This window comes from Ruegeria sp. BB5 (assembly GCF_056539405.1).
This window is the reverse complement of the sequence record NZ_JBQFUX010000001.1, coordinates 105,803-124,210: the sequence shown is the minus strand read 5'-3', so window position 1 is coordinate 124,210 and position 18,408 is coordinate 105,803. Positions and strand designations below refer to the sequence as shown.

Below are 18,408 nucleotides of genomic sequence, written 5' to 3'. Positions count from 1 at the left end.
CCCGGTACCAGTCAGGCCTGTGCAACCTCGCGTTTTTCATCGCGTGCAAAGAACACCATGTAAAAGACCGGAGCCGCGACCATGGTCAGGATCGTGGCAAAGGCCAAACCGCCCATAATCGTCACGGCCATCGAGCGGAAGAACGCGTCCGTCAGCAACGGTGCCATCCCTAGTATGGTGGTGATCGCCGCCAGCATCACAGGGCGCAAACGCGAGACAGAAGCTTCGACAATCGACTCGCGAAGGGGCTTGCCGGTGGCGCGAACCAGATCAATCTCTTCGACCAGAACGATCCCGTTCTTGATCAGCATCCCCGACAAGCTCAGCAGCCCCAGCAGCGCTGTGAAGGTGAACGGCAGACCCGTCCCCAACAGCCCGATCACGACGCCGTTCACCGACATCGGCACCAACAGCCAGATGATGATCGGCTGGCGGATCGCGTTAAAGATCAACACTGAGATCAGCACCATGATCAGCAGGCTCAGGGGCAACTGACGTCCTAGGCTTTCGTTGGCCTCGCCAGCGTTTTCGAACTCGCCCCCCCATTCCATGCGATAACCGGGTGGCAGGTCCATGTCTTCGATGGCCGCGCGTACCTCAGAATGGACCTGTGCCGCCGTCATGCCGGGCGGGATATCAGCCCCGACGGTGATCGTCAGCACGCGGTCACGACGATGCACCAGCGTGTTGAGCGGCTTGTATTCGAACCCATCGACCATTTGCTCGATTGGAACGAACTTTTGCGATTCTTCTGAAAACACCACCTGATCGACGATCGAATAATCCCCGTCCGCGGGACGGCGTATGATGATGGGGATCAGACGGTCCCGCTCGCGGAATTCTCCGGCGGTGATCCCGTCCGTGGAAAACTGCAAAGTCGCGGCAATATCTTCTCGGGACACACCTGCGGTCTGCGCCCGCTCGGTCGCATAGATCGGCTGCACTGCCAGCTCCTGCTCGCGCCAATCATGATAGACGTTCAGCGCATTAGGGGAAGCCTCGCGCATTTTCCACACCGCCTCATCGGCCAGCTGGCGCAATACCTTCGGATCACTGCCCGAGAACCGGGCTTGGATTGGGTCTCCGCCGCCCGGGCCGAAGATCAGGCGTTTGGTGCGGAATTTGCCCTCGGGGAATTGTGCCTGCCCAAACGCTTCCAAATCCGCCTGCAAAACCGGAATGTCATCCAGCGTTTCAGTGCGAATGATCATGTGCCCATAGCTGGGGTTTGGTTTTTCGGCCGAATAGGTCAACAGGAACCGAGTTGCGCCCTGCCCGACAAAGGTGGTGACAGACACGACATCGTCGCGCTCGGCCAGCCAGTCTTCGAAGACCGCCATATCCTCAGCCGTGCGTGCGATAGGCGTGCCTTGCGGCAGGTTGTAATGCACGAAGAACAGCGGTGTGTTCGAGTCAGGGAAAAACTGCTGTTTCACCAAACCAAAGCCTGCGAAACAGGCCACCGTCACCCCGACCAGCGCGGCAATCACCAGCCAGCGCATCCGCAAGGACCACCGCAGGATCGCACCGTAGACACGGAACATGATGCCGCCATAAGCGTCCACCTCGCCCTCTTTTCCCTGCTTGAAGAAGATGTGCCCCAGCATCGGCGTCACCGTCAGCGCCAGAACCCAACTAAGCAGCAGCGAGATACCAATTACCGCAAACAATGAGAACAGAAACTCACCCGTCGCATCCGGGCTGAGGCCAATACCGGCAAAAGCCATGATGCCGATGACCGTCGCCCCCAACAGCGGGATTTGCGTTTTCGACGCCGCCTCATCAGCCGCATCGCGGGAATTTTTACCGCGCAGCATGGCGATCTGCATTCCCTCGGCCACCACGATGGCGTTGTCCACCAGCATCCCCATCGCAATGATCAGGGCACCCAGCGATATCCGCTCCATCTCGATCGAGAAGATCGACATGAACAACAGTGTCCCCACTACGGTCAGCAGAAGGGTCGAGCCCACGACCACCGCCGCGCGCCAGCCCATGAAGATAGCCAAAACCGCCACAACGATGCTGACTGACATGGCCAGGTTCACCAGAAAGTCGTTCGAAGCCTGTTCGACCACCACATGCTGCTGATAGATCGGCAGGATTTCGACCCCAAAGGGAATCTGAGGGTCCAACTCGGCGAATTTGGCATCGGCACGCTGGCCGACTTCGACGATATTCTCGGTCGACAGACCCGCGATGCCCAGCGTGAACGCCTCAGTCCCGTTGAACCGGATCATGACCTCGGGGTCGGTCTGACGGCCACGAAAGACGTGCGCCATGTCGAATAGGTTGATCACCTGCCCCTGCGACCCCAACGACAAACCGGCAATGGCAGAAACTGTATCTGACCCTTCGGCCGTCAGGATCGTGGTGCGGTCATTCTCAGTTCGGACCGATCCAGACGCATTAACCGAGTCCGCGTTGGCAATGGCCTCGTTGATGGACGGGATAGGCACGTTCTGGTTGACGGAAATGGCCAGATCGGGTTCGACAAAGATCGCCTCGTCCGGCAGGCCCATCACCTCAACATCCGCGACACCGGGAACGGTCAGCAATTCGCGCCGCAAAAAAGTGGATAACTCATGCTTTTCAGCGTCCGAAAACCCTTCGGCCGTGACAGCGTAAAACAGGCCGAACACATCACCGAACCCGTCATTCACCATTGGTTGGCTTACGCCCGATGGCAATGCACGCGATGCGTCGCGCACCTTGGCGCGCAGCTTGGTCCAAATTTCAGGCAGTTCTGTACCGTCATAAGTCGATTTGATCTCGACCTCGATCAGCGAAAATCCCGGTTGGTTGACCGAGGTGATCGTATCAACCTCGCCCATCTGCTGGATGGCAGATTCCAATGGTTCCGAGACCTCGAGCGCCACTTCTTCGGCTGTGGCGCCTGGGTATTGCGTTGCTATGACGGCATTCTTGATGGTGAAGGCCGGGTCTTCCAGACGACCCAGCGACAGGAAGCCCCAAATTCCCCCAAACAGGGCAATCAGGATGATCAGCCACGTATAAATCGGCCGGTCGATCGAGGCGCGCGCGATGTTCATCTGTTTGCCCTCAGTTCGCAAAGCCAGCAAAGCGGCGTACGGCCTGACCGTCGGTCAGCGCACTGCCGCCAGCGACAACGATTTCGTCACCGTCCGACAGACCGGTCAGCACTCGGACCTCGCCGGTCTGGGTGGGCTCGATGGTGACAGGAACGTATTGAACGGCGCCTTCGTCGGCGCCAACTGGCGAAAACACCATGACGCCCAAAGCTCCATCAGCGCCTGCAACGATGGCCGCGGCCGGAATGACGATACCGGTTCGGCCATCCTCTACCTGAACAGTCACAGTCACGGACGAGCCCGGCAGGATTTGCAAACCCTCCGGCGGGGTTAGGCCGAACTGAATGCGGAATGTCTGCCCCACGGTTGAGCTTTCGGCATCAAACTCACGAATCTGAAGGGGGAATACCTCGTCACTGGTCGGGAATTTCGCGGTGATCGTATAGCTTTCTTCCTGACCCGAACGCTGAAACAGAATCTCGGGCACATCGACCTCGATCCGCAATTCCGACATGTCGTGAATGCGCACGATGGGGGCGCCAGCTGACACGGTGGTAAAGGCTTCGACCGCCCGGCTGGACACTAGCGCGTCGAATGGCGCGGTCAGAGTCGCATGTTCAAGATCGTATTCCGCATCCCGCACGGCGATATCAGCCAGTTGCGCCTCTGTCTCCGCATCGTCCACGGCCACTTGGCTGGCGGTGGTACCCCGCAATCGAGACAAGCGAGCCACGGTTCGGTCAGCCTGATCCTTTTGCAGGACCGCGCGGTCGTACCGGCGCTGGAAAGGTGCTTGATCCAGCTGCGCGATCAACTCACCCTTGGGGATCACAAAACCTTCGGTCACCGGCATCTCAACAATCTGACCCGAGACCTGAAAGGCCAGATCAACGGTTTGTCGGGCGGCCACGCGCCCAAAGAACTGGCGTGAAAAGCCCGGTGCGGTTTCGCGCACCTGCATCAGCTTGACCGGCTTGGCGGTTTCTTGAGCCAGAACCGGTGTCGTCAGCGCGATCAGGGTCGCACTCAGAACAGAGAGGAGTTTCATTTCGTCAATCCCTCGGGAATTCCTGTTTTCAGGATGTTGTCTCGGATTTTGCACGCCAATCGCGCGAATTCGGCAGTTTCTTTTGCATCCAATCCGGATGCGCGGTGGAAAAGGTCACCGGCTTCGGACACCAGCATATTCCGGGCCTCTTCGCCCTGCTCAGTCAGAACCAGCAACCAGGCACGGCGGTCTTCGGGGTCACGTTCACGCGTCAGATAGCCAGCTTTTTCCAAACCGTCCGCCGTGGCGGTTATGGTCGAAGGGACACTCAGCATGTCGGCCGCCAGAACGCCCATACGCTTGGGTTGATCCAGTTTGATCAACATGTGGCATTCCGGATGGCTAAGTTCCGTTTCAATGCAATCGAACGCCTCTTCCAGCTTCCAGTACAGGGCATACACACCCATGATTGACTGGATTTCAGGGCTTAGGCGGCCAAGCCTGTCGCTTATGTTGTCTGGCATTGGGAGCTCCGTGTGTCCGTGGCGTCATATACTTCAGATTATGAACCATTCAAGTTGTGAAGCAGTAATTTGACTGGCTTCGCTGCATTCCCTTGGGTCACCTTCTCTTGATCAAAACCCGCAGCGACTGCATTTTAAGCGGATTCGAAACATTCAGGACCCGCCATGTATACGCCCGCAATCACCGGCACCGGTGTTTTCACGCCCGAGAACGTCATCACCAACGCTGAGCTTGTCGCCGCATTCAACGCCTATGCCGACACGCAAAACGCCAAGAATGCCGACGCGATTGCAGCGGGTGAGATTGAACCGATACAGCATTCGTCCGTAGAATTCATCCTCAAGGCATCGGGTATCGAGAACCGATATGTGATGGATAAATCCGGTGTGCTGGACCCAAACGTGATGCATCCCCTGCTTCGCCAACGCGGCGATGACGAACCCGGCATCATGACCGAGATGGCCGTGGATGCCTGCAAAAAAGCGCTGGCTCAGGCGGGTCGCAGTGCCGAAGATGTCGATCTGGTGATCTGCGCCGCGTCAAACCATGAACGCGCCTATCCTGCGATCGCGATCGAGATTCAGCAGGCGTTGGGCACCAACGGCTTTGGCTTCGACATGAACGTCGCCTGCTCCTCGGCTACGTTCGGTATTCAGGCAGCGGCGGACATGGTGCGCTCGGGCTCGGTTCGCTCGGCGTTGGTGGTGAACCCCGAGATCTGTTCGGGTCACCTGGAATGGCGCGATCGCGATTGCCACTTTATCTTCGGCGATGTGGCCACGGCCACCTTGGTCGAGCGGATCGAAGACGCGACGGGCCCGCATTTCGAAATCCTCTCGACCCGCTGCGCCACATCCTTCTCGAACAACATCCGCAATAATAATGGCTTCCTGCGCCGCTCGCGCCCCGATGGGGTGATCGACCGGCGAGACATGCAGTTCATGCAAAACGGCCGGAAAGTGTTCAAGGAAGTGCTGCCGATGGTCAGCAAACACATCTCGGATCACATGGAATCCGAAAGGGTTGGCAGCAGCGACCTGAAACGCCTGTGGCTGCATCAGGCCAACAAGACGATGAATGATTTCATTGGCAAAAAGGTACTGGGGCGCGAACCCGAAGCGGGTGAACAGCCCAATATTCTGCAGGACTATGCCAACACATCCTCAGCCGGGTCGATCATCGCGTTTTCCAAGTATTCCGATGATCTGTCGGATGGAGATGTTGGTCTTATTTGTTCGTTCGGCGCTGGGTATTCGGTGGGATCGGTGATCGTGAAGCGGCACGGGTAACGGCCTGTATACAGAAGTCACATAAAAAAGAGTTCGCCTGTCCGCTTTGAGCCCAATTTGACCAATGCCGCAGGTTGCGTAGATGTCAGCTTTTAGGATTTTTGATATTGGGACACTACTTCTCTTATTCGATCCAGAACTGTGTCGATTTCTTCTTGCGTTAGTTGGACTAGCTCCAACACTATCTCCGACTGGTGGGTTAAATGGTCCATGATCCAGATCGAAGGTTCACCGGCTTTCAAAGCTGCTGCCATTTGTGCCGCATCAGGAAATTCTGACGATTTGGCAATGCAGAGATGCGCTCGATCAAATGGCAGATTTGTAGGATCAGGATTCGCTTTGGCCGTGATACCTTCAATCGTGTTCGCTACTGAGACAAATCGGGCAACCTTTTCCTTTTGTTCTGACGACCAAGCCTCTTTGTTAAGCTGTTGGCGAAGCTTTAAAGCAGTAAGGACACCGAGGAGAGCTTCCTTTGATGCCTTCATGCCGCGCCCTATTCCTTTTTCCTGTGCTCTGACTGCTGAAACCAGATCTGGCTTTCCAAGAACCAAACCTGATGTTGGGCCAGCTAAGTATTTTTGGCCGCTAATGAGAACCACGTCAGCTCCGGTATCCAGCAAGTCTTCAATTCGAAAATCCTGGGCCGCGCCATCAATCACCACTGACAGATCATGTTCATGGGCCGCAGAGACTGCTTTTCGAAAATCCAGCATTTCGCCTCCAGTAAGTCTGGAGGAAACAAGCACTAAACAACACGCATCCAGTTTTGAACAAGCGTGAGCAAGGTCCTCAATGCCGCAAGCCGAATTGTCGCCCACAAGCTCCGGTTTCGCACCTGCAAGTCGGATAGCTTGCTCAATGGGATGACCGTAATTTACTGCGTGGTTTGCTGGCAAAATGACTCGGCTCTTGAGACCGCTTGCATCGGGAAGCTGTTTAATCGCGCCTGGGGAACTACCGGTCATAGAGGCCGCTACAGCCAATGTAATCGCAGCCGCACTGCAATGTACGACAGTGGCCGCGCTCGCATTGGTCATTTCGGCAATTTCTTGACCCACTGCATCATGGAGATCATCCATAATGAAGTGACGCCCTAAAGCATCGGAAACAGCTTCACAGACTTCTTTTGAGGATCGAGAAACACCAAGAGGTGTAAAAACACCTCTAGCATTGATCACTTCTGAGAGCGTGTTTTGCGTTCCAATCAGCATATGGCAATTCTAGACTAAGTATCTGCCAATGCATAGGAAGCTGACCTTCAAATCGCCGGCAGTAAAGTCCGGATTGTCCGCAAAGCAGACCTTTGAAGCCCGACTCTGCAGGTATTATTCGCGGGAAGGTTAACGACCAGCCCTAGCTCACGCTTTCCTCTTCCAGATGCAGCTTCATCTCGATCAGCACCTGTTGCAGCAGGCTTGTTTCCTTCAGCAGGCGTTTGGCCTCGTTCACGGTGATGATGCCGTCTTCGATGGCGGCCTGATATTCAGTCATCAGCATGGCGAACCGCTGGCTCAACGCGATCACGTCCGAATTCACCCCACCGGTGCGCGGGCTTTCGGTGTTGCGACCGTCATACGACAGCGTGATGTTTTTCAGATCGGCCAGCGCCGAGGTCACATGCGGGTAGTTTGACACAGCCTCAAGCCGGGCCACGGCGTCCACGGGCATGAACCGGTCGGCGTGTTCGGCATTGTCTGAATAATACCGCCCCAGAGTCGCCTTGGATTTTCCGGTGATCTCACACGCGGATTCAATGCCGACGTCTTTGACCAACGCCTCTGTGTGCTTTTTCAGGTAGGCCCCGATATCTGCCATGTTTGTACCTTTGCTGCCTGTGCCCTCCACAACATCTGCCACTGTGGGGGAAAGGGACAGGAAATTTCCCATATTCGATTCATAGTTGAAATGTCATAAATTGGCTATCCCTCAGATATGCAGGGGTTTTGTGAGTGAGTGGCGGCCGTTCCGGCCGGTAAAGAGTGATTGCGGGGCGCAATTTAAGCCCCGTTTGGTATAGGCCGCATGTTGGCCGACGGCGTCGCTGTTGTAGGCGCGGGGGATCCATCCCCTTTGAGCGTACGCTCTGTCCCTGCAATGACAACGGCGACGTCGCTTCCTTAACGGGTTTTGATGCCTTGCCCAGGCAGGTCTTGCCAATTAGACCCGGGTGCATGGCAAAGCTCTACTTCAATTATTCCACCATGAACGCGGGTAAATCGACCGTGTTACTGCAAGCCTCGCATAACTATCGTGAGCGGGGCATGGACACCTATTTGATGACCGCTGCCCTGGATGGGCGCGCTGGTGTCGGGAAAATTGCGTCGCGGATCGGGATTTCCGCAGACGCCGATACGTTCACAACCGAAGATGACGTCTTTGCCATGATCCGAGCGCGGCTGGATCAGGGCAATATCGCCTGCGTTTTCATAGATGAGGCGCAATTCCTGACGGAAGATCAGGTCTGGCAACTTGCCCGTGCGGTAGATGACCTAAACGTGCCGGTATTGGCTTATGGGTTGCGAGTGGACTTTCAGGGGCGTCTATTTCCGGGCTCAGCAGCGCTGTTAGCTCTGGCTGATGAAATGCGTGAGGTGCGCACCATCTGCAAATGCGGGCGCAAGGCGACGATGGTGATTCGTCAGGATGAGAACGGCAACACCATCACCGAAGGTGCACAGGTGCAGATCGGCGGGAACGAGACCTATGTCTCGCTCTGCCGCAAACACTGGCGCGAGGCGGTCGGATCTTAGACCGGATTTGGCAACGGCCGTCCCTCGACAAAGGCCGCCACGTTGTCCAGTGCCATATGCCCCATGTCGCTGCGCACTTCCTCGGTGGCTGTGCCAAGATGTGGTAACAGGGTCACGTTATCCATATCACGCAGCGCCTGCGGAACGGCGGGTTCGAATTCATACACGTCCAGCCCGGCGCCCGCGATCTGGCCGGACTGTAGGGCGGCGATCAGGGCGGTCTCGTCAATGACCTCACCGCGGGCGATGTTTATCAGAATGGCTGATGGATTCATCGCATCTAGCACCTGCGCGTTGATCAGGTGACGGGTTTCAGCCCCGCCAGGCACGGCAATCACGAGGAAATCGACCGACGCCGCCAAAGACGAAAGGTCGGGGATATATTCAGCAGGAAACTCTACCTCCTTCGGGCTGCGTGACTGATACGCCACCTGCATCGCGAACCCGAAATGACAGCGCCGGGCAATGGCCTGACCGATCCGGCCCATACCAACGATTCCGACTCGCTTGCCGGTAACGTGGTGGCCCAGCATCTGCGTTGGATGCCATCCTTGCCAGTTGCCCGCGCGGACCAGCCGTTCGCCCTCGCCCGCGCGACGGGCCGTGGATAACAACAGGGTCATGGCGATATCGGCCGTCGCATCGGTGACTGCACCGGGCGTGTTGGTGACCGCGACACCAACGGTACGCGCGGCGTCGACGTCGATATGGTTGTAACCGACACCAAAATTGGCCAGGAGTTTGCACCGAGGGTTGGGGGCATCCGAGAAAATCTGGGCCGAAAACTGGTCACCCAATGTGGGCACGACCACATCGAAATCCCTTAGTGCGCGTAGCATTTCCTCGGACGTCATGGGCAAGGTGTTGCTACGAATTTCCACATCGAACGCGCGGCGAGCGCGGGCCTCGACGGCGGCGGTCATTGGGCGGGTGATCAGCAATTTCATCAGTGCATCCGCCCGCCGATAGGAACTTCGCCATCCGGGCCGATCAAGACCACTTCACCGTTTTCATCGGGCAAGCCTAGTACCAGAACTTCAGACATGAACCGACCGATCTGGCGCGGGGGGAAGTTCACTACGGCCATCACCTGCTTGCCCACCAGCGTCGAAGGATCGTAATGCGCGGTGACCTGGGCCGAGGTTTTCCGCTCACCAATCTCATCCCCAAAATCGATCCACATCTTGATCGCAGGTTTACGGGCCTCTGGGTAAGGTTCGGCCCGGATCACCTCGCCCACGCGGATGTCGACCTTGAGAAAATCGTCGAATGTAATCTCACTCACGGGACAGCTCCTTGGATCGATCTGTCGCAGCTTTGACTGCACGGTGCAGCAGGTTGGGGAAACCTTCTTCCTCGTGCATCAGCACCTCAAGCGCGGCTTGGGTTGTGCCGTTAGGCGATGTGACATTGACGCGCAGTTGCGAGGGGTCTTCCTCTGCCGCCATGGCCAATGCCCCTGCCCCGGCTACAGTGGATTTAGCCAGCTTCATCGCCAGCTCATGTGGCAAGCCCTGTGCCTGACCAGCGGCGGCGAGCGTTTCAATCAGGTGAAAGACATAGGCCGGGCCTGACCCGCTGAGCCCGGTGACGGCGTCCATCTGCGCCTCATCTTCCAGCCGAACGGTCTCGCCGATGGCAGACAGCAGGTTTTCAGCCAATGCCACATCCGCGTCCGAAGCCTTCGCATTGCCGATAAGCGCCGTGATTCCCTGCCGGATTGCGGCTGGCGTGTTTGGCATGGCGCGCACGATCGGGGTGTCTTTGCCCAGAACGGCCTCGAACGTGGCAATCGATGTCCCCGCTGCGATCGAGACAAACAGGCTGTTACCTCCGCCCAACGTTTTGATCGCAGGCAGCGCCTCGCCCATCATCTGCGGCTTGACGGCCACTAGTACCACGGCGGGGGCCTCGGGCAGCGGGGTGTTGATGTTGACGCCCTGCGCCTTAAGCCAGTCCGAGGGGTTAGGATCAATTACCCAGACCGCTGACGCAGGAAGGCCATGCTCTAACCATCCGGCGAGCATGGCCGATCCCATCTTGCCGCACCCCAGAAGAACCAGCCCCTGTTCGGCAACGCGTGACATGTCCATGATTGCCCCTCTCCTCATTCGGTTCGGGGCAAAGCTTTACGCGCGGCCGTAGGCCTCTGCAATGGCGACTTGTATCGCTTCTTCGGGGGTCCGATTGCCCCATGTGACCAACTGGATCGCCGGATAGTAGCGCTCGGCGCTCAGCACCGCGGCGCTGATCATCGTGTCGATCTGATCCGGGCTGGCCATCTGACCACCGGCCAGAACCAGACCATAGCGATAAACCATCAGCTTTTGATTGGCCCAGTACGTAAACGCCCCGGCCCAGCACTGATCATTCATCTTGTTCAGCAGTTCATACAGCTTGGCTTCGCGATCCGTCGGTGGCTCCATCTCGAACGAGCACACCATGCGCAGGGTTTCGTCATAGTTCGACCAGGCCAACGTGATCGAGTATGTGCGCCACTGCCCTTCGACGGCCATGGCAATCTGATCATCCCCGATCCGGTCAAAGTCCCAGTCGTGATGTTCAGCAATATGTTCAACAATATCGATCGGATGAAGGTCTTCTTCGAGAAACTGCTCGGAAAGGGCCATAATGCCACCTCACTAATCTCTAGCCTCTTAGGGGCTGGCAGCGCCCCAATGCTAGTTGCTTACTCTACAAGCCGGGGCCAACCCCGTCTGCCTGTACTAAATATGGTGCGATGCGAGATGGGTTCTGGCAACCCTATTTATTGGGGATAACAGCAATAAGTTGTGGACAGTCGGCAACGGCGATCAAAATATTGGCACGAATTGTAGCTTTGTCTTGATTAATCTCAGCAGGGCGGCATGATGCACAACACCGCACAACCCAAGTTCGGATTGCGCGGCGGATAGCTTTAGCCAAAAATCAGATTGTTGGGGCGTTACTTGTCCAGCTTTGCCTCAAGCGCGGCTATGCGGGATTCCAGCGCTGCGTTTTCTTCACGCGCTTTTTGGGCCATCGCGCGAACGGCGTCGAATTCTTCGCGTGTGACGAAATCGCGGTCGGCCAGCCAGCGGTCGATCATCGACTTCATCGCATTCTCAGCCTCTTCCCGTGCGCCCTGGGCCACGCCCATGGCGTTGGTCATCAGTTGGGAAACATCATCGAGGATCTTGTTGCGGGTTTGCATGGCTCTACTCCGAAATCGCGGTTGGTCTCTATATGGGGAATGATTACTCCGGGCTCAAGGTTGACTTGCCCTGCAAACCCCGGGCAATGAGACGCACATGCAGGCTGTTCTGAATTTCCCCGATCTGTCGCCCGAGTTGTTCTCAATCTCATTGTTTGGGATGGAGTTCGCCCTGCGGTGGTACGCGCTGGCTTATATCGTTGGCATTCTTATTGCTTGGCGGATGGGCATTGCGGCGCTGCGGCGCCCGGCCCTGTGGCCCGGCAAGACGCCCCCGATGAAGCCCGAACAGCTTGAGGATCTTATTACCTGGATCATCCTCGGCGTGATTCTGGGTGGGCGCCTGGGATTCGTGTTGTTCTACCAGCCCGCATATTACCTTTCGAACCCGCTGGAGATTCTCAAGGTCTGGCAGGGTGGCATGGCGTTCCATGGCGGGCTGTTGGGGGTAGTGATCGCCTCTTACCTATACGCGCGACGTCACCAGATCCCGGTTCTGTCCATGGCCGACCTGATCGCACATACTGTGCCGCCAGGGCTGTTGCTCGGGCGGTTGGCGAATTTCATCAACGCCGAGTTGTGGGGACGCCCCAGCGAGTTGCCGTGGGCCGTGATCTTTCCTGGCGGTGCAGCGCAGGATTGCCCCGGTGTTGTCGCCGGGATGTGCGCGCGGCACCCTTCACAGCTGTATGAAGCCGCGTTGGAGGGTCTGCTTCTGGGTGCCTTGCTGCTGTGGCTCGCCTATCGACGTGGCGCTTTTCACAAGCCGGGCCTGATCATGGGCGTCTTTCTGGCAGGCTACGGAGCCTCGCGATTCATTGTCGAATTCTTCCGTCAGCCCGACGCGCAGTTTATTTCGGCCGGGAATCCGCTGGGTCTAGCTTGGCACGTGGGCGGCTATGGTCTGACGATGGGCCAATTGCTGTCACTGCCGATGATTGCCCTTGGCGCGTGGTTCGCCCTGCGTGCAAGATCGAAGGCATGAGCCTGCAAGATCATCTGCTGGCGCGTATTGCGCAGGACGGCCCGATGAGTGTGGCCGACTACATGACCGAATGCCTGCTGCACCCGACATACGGTTATTACACCACCCGAGACCCTCTGGGCACACAAGGCGATTTCATCACTGCCCCCGAGATTAGCCAGATGTTCGGAGAATTGATTGGCCTGTCCCTGGCCCAAAGCTGGATGGACCAGGGCCACCCCGAGCATTTTGTGCTGGCCGAGCTCGGACCAGGGCGTGGCACGTTGATGGCCGACATGCTGCGCGCCACGTCCCGCGTGCCGGGCTTCAATGAGGCCGCCGAGGTCGTGCTGCTTGAAGCCTCGCCTGCTCTACGTGACGTACAAGCGCAAACTTTGAAGGATCATAACCCGCGCTGGATCGACTCGGTCGCCGATCTGCCCGAAGCGCCGTTGTTTGTGGTCGCGAACGAATTCTTCGACGCCCTTCCCATCCGTCAGTTCCTGCGCGACCGCGATGGCTGGCGCGAGCGGTTGATTGGCCGCGATGGCACCGCGTTAACCTGGGGGTTGGGTCCACATGCAGATCAGATCGCCCTCAAGGATCGGCTGAGCGACACTACTGAAGGTGATCTGGTCGAACTGTGCGCCGCTGCCATTCCCATCATTACCGTGGTTGCTGGGCGGATTGGCACCCATGGCGGCGCAGGGTTGATTGTGGATTATGGCGACTGGCATTCGCTTGGCGACACGTTTCAGGCACTGCAGGCACATGAACGCGCTGATCCTTTGGCCCAACCCGGTCAGGCTGATCTGACGGCGCATGTGGATTTCGAACCACTGGCGTTGGCGACACGCGCCGCCGGATGCGCCCATTCGCGCCTGACACCACAGGGTGTATTTCTGGAGCGCTTGGGAATTACCACCCGCGCAAAAGCCCTTGCCGCGCCCCTCGGCGGGTCTGAGCTTGAAGCGTTAATTGCCGCACATCGCCGGTTGACGCACCCCGATGAAATGGGAAACCTGTTCAAAGTGCTGGGCCTCTACCCCACCCCTTCCGCACCACCTCCGGGATTGGAGCCATGACCTTGGAAATTCTGACCTCTGATTTATTGGCCCCTGTGCGCCACGGTTTTTTCAGCCGACGCGGCGGTGCGTCATCGGGTATTTTTTCGGGCCTCAACTGCGGCTATGGCTCATCCGATCAGACCGAAGCGGTCACGGTAAATCGCAAGCGCGTGGCGCAGGCGATGGACGTCACACCCGAAGCCCTGGTGGGCATTCATCAGGTCCACTCTCCCACCGTTCTGACTGTCGACGCCCCGATCAACGGTGACAAACCAAAAGCCGACGCGGTGGTCACGGCAACCCCTGATCTGGCCCTGACGATTCTCACCGCCGACTGCCAGCCGGTCCTATTTGCCGATTCTGACGCGAACGTGATCGGAGCGGCGCATGCCGGATGGCGCGGCGCTTTGGATGGGGTGCTTGAGGCAACGTTGGACGCAATGGAGGCACTTGGCGCCAAGCGGGAAAGCATCGTGGCGGTAATCGGCCCCTCGATCTCGCAGGCGGCATATGAGGTCGGGCCGGAATTTCTGGATGAATTCGTCGCGGATTCTCCGAAAAACCTGCAGTTTTTTGCGAATGGAACGGGCGACCGACTGCAGTTCGACTTGCCTGCTTTTGGCCTTCACAGGCTGCGTCAGGCGGGGGTCGGACAGGCCGAATGGACACGCCATTGCACCTATTCTGACCCCGACAGATTCTACTCGTACCGCCGGTCAACCCACGCGAAAGAGGCAGATTACGGTCGCCTCATTTCCGCCATAAAACTTTAAGACTGGGCCCGAATTGCGGCGAAATCGCCGCTTTTTCGCCACAATTTTCCTATCTATTCGTGTCTCGACAATTTGATAATTATTGTCCGCTCTCAGGTGTTTATCCGCCGATTCTCCAGTAGAGCGCGACGCGATCAGAAAAGAGGAAATGCAAAACTTCATTTGTCCTGAATTCAATCCGGATCAGCCTTATCGCCGCCGTAATAAGCGGGCAGACTTAGGTGTCAGAGGAAAACGGGGCGTCAGTTCCCAAGCGAGCAGGACACAAAAATGAAGACGAGATCACGCTTTCTAAGCGCCGTACTTGTGGCCACCAGAGAGCAAAAACTGGAGATGCCATGGAAACGGGTTTCCAGCAATTCGGTCAGAGTTGCGCGCCGCCTGGCGGCCCGACGCTGACGATGACTTTCCCGCGAACCAAGCTGCCGGTTCCGGGGAATAAGACGCACAACGGAGGGGTGCTCCGATCCGGTGTGCGGCCTGCCGCCAATATTTGCGCGGCTCAATACCGGGGCGTGTGTGCGCTGGCAATTTCGCCTGCGTTTGTATGAGTTTGTCTGGGGGGTCATTGTGCTGACCAAAAATGTAGGAATTTCCGTCGCGAAAAGCGATCTGCGTTTCTGTCGCCCTGCGTGTCGCCGCTTTCTTCCAAGACATGGAAATAACCGATCAGGCTGGCCTGTACGGGGGTCTTGCCTGCCTGGGCGGTTTTCAGAGGGGACGGAATTGTAATGGCTATTCCAAATTCTTTATCACGCGCCGCCAGAAATGCTGTTGAAACCTCAGCATTGCTGCGCGAGGCGCCAAGACCGACCACACAACACAAGGCGCAGCTGCGGCGCTATGAGGTCAGTACGCTGATGAAAAACGGCGATGTGGTCCAGACCCGCCATATCGCACCTGCCCTGCCGATGTTCGAGGACGCGTTCTGCGCCTTTACCCGTGGGGCGTTGGTTGAAACAGAACTTGGCCCGATGGCGATCGAAGACTTGCTGCCTGGCGATACGGTCCTGACACAAGATGGAGTGTCGGAAACGGTGCTGTGGAAAGGGTCGGTCACCCTTATTCCTGGCCGCGTGGATTCGCGGGGCCGGACGCGCCCGTTAACGCGGATCATGGCCGACACATTCGGAATGCAAAAACCGATGTCCGGTGTAATCGCTGGCCCTGCTGCGCGAATCGTGGGCACGCCCGCGCATTTGCGTCATCTGCACGGAGACGAACAGGTGCTAACGCCGGTCCACGAATTTCAGGATGGAATGGGTGTCATTGAAACCATGCCACCAACGCCGGTCGAACTGTTTCACATTTGCCTGAAACGGCACTCGGTCATTCGGGTCGATGGTCTGCAATTCGAATCTTATCACCCTGGCACCAATGCAATTCGCCGGGTCAGCCGGTCGCTAAGATCGGTCTATCTGAACCTGTTCTCGCATGTCGAATCACTCAACGATTTCGGTCCGCTGGTCATGCCGCGCGCGGGGGATGGTGAGGTGGACGCAATTTCCGCCTAGTTTAAAACGAGTTCTGCAATGTGGGGGCATTATGCAGTTATTAGTCAGTTGGATGGTCTCTATGTCGGTGGCAGCCTTCCTGCCACAGATGAAACCGCATCCGAAACATCGGGAATTCAGGCCGTTCGGTTCATGCGTTCCTCGAGAACGTCGAATGGCACGCCTGGTTCGTCTTTTGCGCCGCGAATAACAAGCGATGTCTTGACGCTGGCCACATTCGGCGTGGTCAGCAGCTTGCCGGTCAGGAACTGCTGAAAACTACTTAGGTCAGGCGCCACGCATTTCAGAATGAAATCCACTTCGCCGTTCAGCATGTGGCATTCCCGAACCAAAGGCCATTCGCGGCAGCGTTCCTCGAATGCGGTCAACTCGGCTTCGGCCTGACTTTCCAGACCGACCATGGCAAAGACTTGAACCTCAAACCCCAGCTCGCGTGAATTTACATCGGCATGGTAGCCGCGGATCAGACCTGATTCTTCAAGGGTGCGTACGCGCCGCAGGCAAGGCGGGGCAGAAATTCCCACACGTTTTGCCAATTCGACATTGGTCATGCGACCGTCTGCCTGCAATTCCGCCAGAATCTTGCGGTCAATCTCGTCCAGCCGTATCGCGACCATCAAATACTCCTGAATTTTTCGGTTGTTATATCAGCACCCGGCAGATGCGCAATAATCTTTCGTGAATGCGCAATATTGTTTATTTTCAATGTTCTTATTCAACCGTCATTTACCTAGCGTCTGACAGGCGTAAATCAGGAAGGGGCTTTAAGCGCGGCACAGGGGTCGCTATATCCATCCGCCAGGGGCCACGCGCCCAAATCAGGCAGATCGAGTTGGGGGTACCATGAGCGAGACACGTCACACCAAGGTTCTGATCATCGGATCGGGACCGGCCGGTTACACTGCGGGCGTATACGCAAGCCGCGCGATGCTTGAACCGATTCTGGTTCAGGGAATCGAGCCCGGCGGTCAGTTGACAACAACCACCGACGTCGAAAATTACCCCGGTTTCACCGAAGTTCAGGGGCCTGACTTGATGATCAAGATGCAAGAACATGCCCAAGCGATGGGTTGTGAGGTCATCGGCGATATCATCAGTGATCTGGACATTAGCAAACGTCCCTTCACAGCAAAAGGCGATAGCGGAACTATCTACACAGCAGACGCGGTCATTCTGGCCACCGGTGCGCGCGCCAAATGGCTGGGCCTGCCATCGGAAGACAAGTTCAAGGGTTTTGGTGTTTCGGCCTGTGCGACTTGCGACGGCTTTTTCTATCGCGGACAGGAAATCGTGGTCATCGGTGGTGGCAACACCGCCGTGGAAGAGGCGCTGTTCCTGACCAATTTCGCCAGCAAGGTTACTCTGATTCACCGACGCGACGAACTGCGGGCCGAGAAAATTCTGCAGGATCGTTTGCTGAAACACGAAAAGATCAAGCCGATGTGGTTCCACGAGTTGGAAGAAGTGATCGGCACCGATTCCCCACTGGGCGTTGAGGGTGTGCGCGTCAAGAACGTCAAAACCGGTGAGATCACCGAGGTTCCCTGTAAAGGCGTCTTTGTCGCCATTGGTCACGCGCCAGCAAATGAACTGGTCAAAGACTCGCTGGAAACCCATATGGGTGGGTATGTGGTGACCAAGCCGGGCTCGACCGAAACCTCGGTGCCAGGTGTGTTCGCGGCAGGCGATCTGACCGACCACATCTATCGTCAGGCCGTCACCAGCGCCGGAATGGGCTGTATGGCCGCGCTGGATGCCGAGCGGTTCCTGGCGGAACAGGAATAACCCAATGCTGGAATTCTCCGGCCCGGTCTGGAGAATTCTGTTTCTCTCCTAAGTTGGCGCCCCTTTTGGCCCCTGCCCGGGCGCCCGAGGGGCGTTTTCATCATTCAGGGCAGATTGCGCTCTATGCCTCTCTCAGCGCCGAAGGCGCAGGGGTTGCCATTCGGCGGTATGTCTCGCCCAACGATCTGCCGCGAGTTTTGCAACGAGCCCAAGTTTCTGGGGCAAGGCTGGTCGACCTGAGGGGCCAACCCGATGCGTCGATTATCTGGCAGGATATCCACGAAGAACGGGGCGTTTCACCGACATGGCGCTTCTCTGATCACGCTCGCGATATGGGTGCTGACGGGTTGATCTACAGCTCTCGGTCCCGACCGGAGCTAAGCCATATTGTGCTGTTCACTCTTTCGCCAACGATTATTTTCGCTGAAACCCAAGCAACCGCGTGGACACCGCCATTTATGTAGCCATAACTTGACCCACTCGCGTCGCCGTACCAGACTCGGG

General features: G+C 57.3%; 19 protein-coding genes. 8 read left to right on the top strand and 11 right to left on the bottom strand.

Annotation, left to right across the window (positions count from 1 at the left end):
* Nucleotides 1–11: 11 nt before the first annotated feature.
* Genes ACR0DL_RS00595 through ACR0DL_RS00585 form a run of 3 tightly spaced genes read right to left on the bottom strand, consistent with a single transcriptional unit; the run spans nt 12 to nt 4,565 of the window.
* Nucleotides 12–3,053, bottom strand: a complete 3,042-nt coding sequence (locus ACR0DL_RS00595) for an efflux RND transporter permease subunit (RefSeq protein WP_480687105.1) — start codon at nt 3,051–3,053, stop codon at nt 12–14.
* Between the two features lie 10 nt (nt 3,054–3,063).
* Entirely contained in the window at nt 3,064–4,101 is a 1,038-nt protein-coding gene (locus ACR0DL_RS00590; protein WP_170347867.1) for an efflux RND transporter periplasmic adaptor subunit, read from the bottom strand.
* Nucleotides 4,098–4,565, bottom strand: coding sequence for a MarR family winged helix-turn-helix transcriptional regulator (locus tag ACR0DL_RS00585; protein WP_480687103.1), 468 nt, complete (start codon nt 4,563–4,565; stop codon nt 4,098–4,100). The genes ACR0DL_RS00590 and ACR0DL_RS00585 overlap by 4 nt, the downstream gene beginning before the upstream one ends.
* 165 nt (nt 4,566–4,730) lie before the next feature.
* Between ACR0DL_RS00585 and ACR0DL_RS00580 the strand changes: the two genes are divergently transcribed.
* The gene (locus tag ACR0DL_RS00580; RefSeq protein WP_480687100.1) at nt 4,731–5,855 is read left to right on the top strand and encodes a beta-ketoacyl-ACP synthase III; all 1,125 of its coding nucleotides are present in this window, start codon (nt 4,731–4,733) and stop codon (nt 5,853–5,855) included.
* Between the two features lie 92 nt (nt 5,856–5,947).
* Here the strand turns inward: ACR0DL_RS00580 and ACR0DL_RS00575 are convergent, their stop codons facing one another.
* Both ACR0DL_RS00575 and ACR0DL_RS00570 read right to left on the bottom strand, forming a co-directional pair.
* A complete protein-coding gene (locus ACR0DL_RS00575) occupies nt 5,948–7,069 on the bottom strand; it encodes an aminotransferase class V-fold PLP-dependent enzyme (protein WP_480687098.1) in 1,122 nt (373 codons plus the stop codon).
* 142 nt (nt 7,070–7,211) lie between these two features.
* Nucleotides 7,212–7,673 (bottom strand): hypothetical protein, encoded by a 462-nt coding sequence (locus tag ACR0DL_RS00570; RefSeq protein WP_170347863.1) that lies wholly within the window; start codon nt 7,671–7,673, stop codon nt 7,212–7,214.
* A 356-nt stretch (nt 7,674–8,029) separates the two neighbouring features.
* On the opposite strand from ACR0DL_RS00570, the gene ACR0DL_RS00565 reads away from it, so the two are divergent.
* Nucleotides 8,030–8,608: a thymidine kinase gene (locus tag ACR0DL_RS00565; RefSeq protein WP_170360506.1), complete on the top strand. Its 579-nt coding sequence runs from the start codon at nt 8,030–8,032 to the stop codon at nt 8,606–8,608.
* Here ACR0DL_RS00565 and ACR0DL_RS00560 read toward each other — a convergent pair.
* From ACR0DL_RS00560 to ACR0DL_RS00540, 5 genes are all read right to left on the bottom strand, one after another.
* On the bottom strand, nt 8,605–9,555 hold the full coding sequence (locus ACR0DL_RS00560) for a 2-hydroxyacid dehydrogenase (protein WP_170408993.1): 951 nt from the start codon (nt 9,553–9,555) through the stop codon (nt 8,605–8,607). The genes ACR0DL_RS00565 and ACR0DL_RS00560 overlap by 4 nt on opposite strands.
* Nucleotides 9,555–9,893, bottom strand: a complete 339-nt coding sequence (locus tag ACR0DL_RS00555; protein WP_170408992.1) for a tRNA-binding protein — start codon at nt 9,891–9,893, stop codon at nt 9,555–9,557. The genes ACR0DL_RS00560 and ACR0DL_RS00555 overlap by 1 nt, the downstream gene beginning before the upstream one ends.
* Complete coding sequence (gene proC / locus ACR0DL_RS00550) at nt 9,886–10,701, bottom strand: pyrroline-5-carboxylate reductase (RefSeq protein WP_170408991.1); 816 nt, start codon at nt 10,699–10,701, stop codon at nt 9,886–9,888. The genes ACR0DL_RS00555 and proC overlap by 8 nt, the downstream gene beginning before the upstream one ends.
* A gap of 36 nt (nt 10,702–10,737) precedes the next feature.
* Nucleotides 10,738–11,238 carry a type III secretion system chaperone family protein gene (locus ACR0DL_RS00545; protein WP_170347858.1) on the bottom strand — a complete coding sequence of 167 codons (501 nt, stop codon included), beginning with the start codon at nt 11,236–11,238 and terminating at the stop codon, nt 10,738–10,740.
* 314 nt (nt 11,239–11,552) lie between these two features.
* Nucleotides 11,553–11,801, bottom strand: coding sequence for an accessory factor UbiK family protein (locus ACR0DL_RS00540; protein ID WP_037308471.1), 249 nt, complete (start codon nt 11,799–11,801; stop codon nt 11,553–11,555).
* Between the two features lie 97 nt (nt 11,802–11,898).
* On the opposite strand from ACR0DL_RS00540, the gene lgt reads away from it, so the two are divergent.
* The 4 genes from lgt (at nt 11,899) to ACR0DL_RS00520 (ending at nt 16,119) form a co-directional block, all read left to right on the top strand.
* Nucleotides 11,899–12,786 (top strand): prolipoprotein diacylglyceryl transferase, encoded by an 888-nt coding sequence (gene lgt / locus ACR0DL_RS00535; RefSeq protein ID WP_480687096.1) that lies wholly within the window; start codon nt 11,899–11,901, stop codon nt 12,784–12,786.
* Nucleotides 12,783–13,850, top strand: coding sequence for a class I SAM-dependent methyltransferase (locus tag ACR0DL_RS00530; protein WP_480687094.1), 1,068 nt, complete (start codon nt 12,783–12,785; stop codon nt 13,848–13,850). The genes lgt and ACR0DL_RS00530 overlap by 4 nt, the downstream gene beginning before the upstream one ends.
* On the top strand, nt 13,847–14,605 hold the full coding sequence (pgeF, locus tag ACR0DL_RS00525) for a peptidoglycan editing factor PgeF (RefSeq protein ID WP_480687092.1): 759 nt from the start codon (nt 13,847–13,849) through the stop codon (nt 14,603–14,605). The genes ACR0DL_RS00530 and pgeF overlap by 4 nt, the downstream gene beginning before the upstream one ends.
* A gap of 731 nt (nt 14,606–15,336) precedes the next feature.
* Nucleotides 15,337–16,119 (top strand): Hint domain-containing protein, encoded by a 783-nt coding sequence (locus ACR0DL_RS00520; protein ID WP_170374265.1) that lies wholly within the window; start codon nt 15,337–15,339, stop codon nt 16,117–16,119.
* A gap of 116 nt (nt 16,120–16,235) precedes the next feature.
* Here the strand turns inward: ACR0DL_RS00520 and ACR0DL_RS00515 are convergent, their stop codons facing one another.
* A complete protein-coding gene (locus ACR0DL_RS00515) occupies nt 16,236–16,736 on the bottom strand; it encodes an Lrp/AsnC family transcriptional regulator (RefSeq protein ID WP_170374263.1) in 501 nt (166 codons plus the stop codon).
* A 226-nt stretch (nt 16,737–16,962) separates the two neighbouring features.
* On the opposite strand from ACR0DL_RS00515, the gene trxB reads away from it, so the two are divergent.
* Complete coding sequence (trxB, locus tag ACR0DL_RS00510; protein ID WP_480687090.1) at nt 16,963–17,904, top strand: thioredoxin-disulfide reductase; 942 nt, start codon at nt 16,963–16,965, stop codon at nt 17,902–17,904.
* Between the two features lie 65 nt (nt 17,905–17,969).
* A complete protein-coding gene (locus ACR0DL_RS00505) occupies nt 17,970–18,368 on the top strand; it encodes an RES family NAD+ phosphorylase (RefSeq protein ID WP_480687088.1) in 399 nt (132 codons plus the stop codon).
* The last annotated feature ends 40 nt before the right edge of the window (nt 18,369–18,408 follow it).

What these genes read in the sequence shown, in the direction of transcription:
- ACR0DL_RS00575 (WP_480687098.1), bottom strand. Translation starts at nt 7,069, where the DNA reads ATGCTGATTGGAACGCAAAACACGCTCTCAGAAGTGATCAATGCTAGA.
- trxB (WP_480687090.1), top strand. Translation starts at nt 16,963, where the DNA reads ATGAGCGAGACACGTCACACCAAGGTTCTGATCATCGGATCGGGACCG.
- ACR0DL_RS00595 (WP_480687105.1), bottom strand. Translation starts at nt 3,053, where the DNA reads ATGAACATCGCGCGCGCCTCGATCGACCGGCCGATTTATACGTGGCTG.
- ACR0DL_RS00520 (WP_170374265.1), top strand. Translation starts at nt 15,337, where the DNA reads ATGGCTATTCCAAATTCTTTATCACGCGCCGCCAGAAATGCTGTTGAA.
- ACR0DL_RS00585 (WP_480687103.1), bottom strand. Translation starts at nt 4,565, where the DNA reads ATGCCAGACAACATAAGCGACAGGCTTGGCCGCCTAAGCCCTGAAATC.
- ACR0DL_RS00560 (WP_170408993.1), bottom strand. Translation starts at nt 9,555, where the DNA reads ATGAAATTGCTGATCACCCGCCCAATGACCGCCGCCGTCGAGGCCCGC.
- ACR0DL_RS00540 (WP_037308471.1), bottom strand. Translation starts at nt 11,801, where the DNA reads ATGCAAACCCGCAACAAGATCCTCGATGATGTTTCCCAACTGATGACC.
- lgt (WP_480687096.1), top strand. Translation starts at nt 11,899, where the DNA reads ATGCAGGCTGTTCTGAATTTCCCCGATCTGTCGCCCGAGTTGTTCTCA.
- ACR0DL_RS00530 (WP_480687094.1), top strand. Translation starts at nt 12,783, where the DNA reads ATGAGCCTGCAAGATCATCTGCTGGCGCGTATTGCGCAGGACGGCCCG.
- ACR0DL_RS00590 (WP_170347867.1), bottom strand. Translation starts at nt 4,101, where the DNA reads ATGAAACTCCTCTCTGTTCTGAGTGCGACCCTGATCGCGCTGACGACA.
- ACR0DL_RS00515 (WP_170374263.1), bottom strand. Translation starts at nt 16,736, where the DNA reads ATGGTCGCGATACGGCTGGACGAGATTGACCGCAAGATTCTGGCGGAA.
- pgeF (WP_480687092.1), top strand. Translation starts at nt 13,847, where the DNA reads ATGACCTTGGAAATTCTGACCTCTGATTTATTGGCCCCTGTGCGCCAC.
- ACR0DL_RS00545 (WP_170347858.1), bottom strand. Translation starts at nt 11,238, where the DNA reads ATGGCCCTTTCCGAGCAGTTTCTCGAAGAAGACCTTCATCCGATCGAT.
- ACR0DL_RS00570 (WP_170347863.1), bottom strand. Translation starts at nt 7,673, where the DNA reads ATGGCAGATATCGGGGCCTACCTGAAAAAGCACACAGAGGCGTTGGTC.
- ACR0DL_RS00565 (WP_170360506.1), top strand. Translation starts at nt 8,030, where the DNA reads ATGGCAAAGCTCTACTTCAATTATTCCACCATGAACGCGGGTAAATCG.
- proC (WP_170408991.1), bottom strand. Translation starts at nt 10,701, where the DNA reads ATGGACATGTCACGCGTTGCCGAACAGGGGCTGGTTCTTCTGGGGTGC.
- ACR0DL_RS00580 (WP_480687100.1), top strand. Translation starts at nt 4,731, where the DNA reads ATGTATACGCCCGCAATCACCGGCACCGGTGTTTTCACGCCCGAGAAC.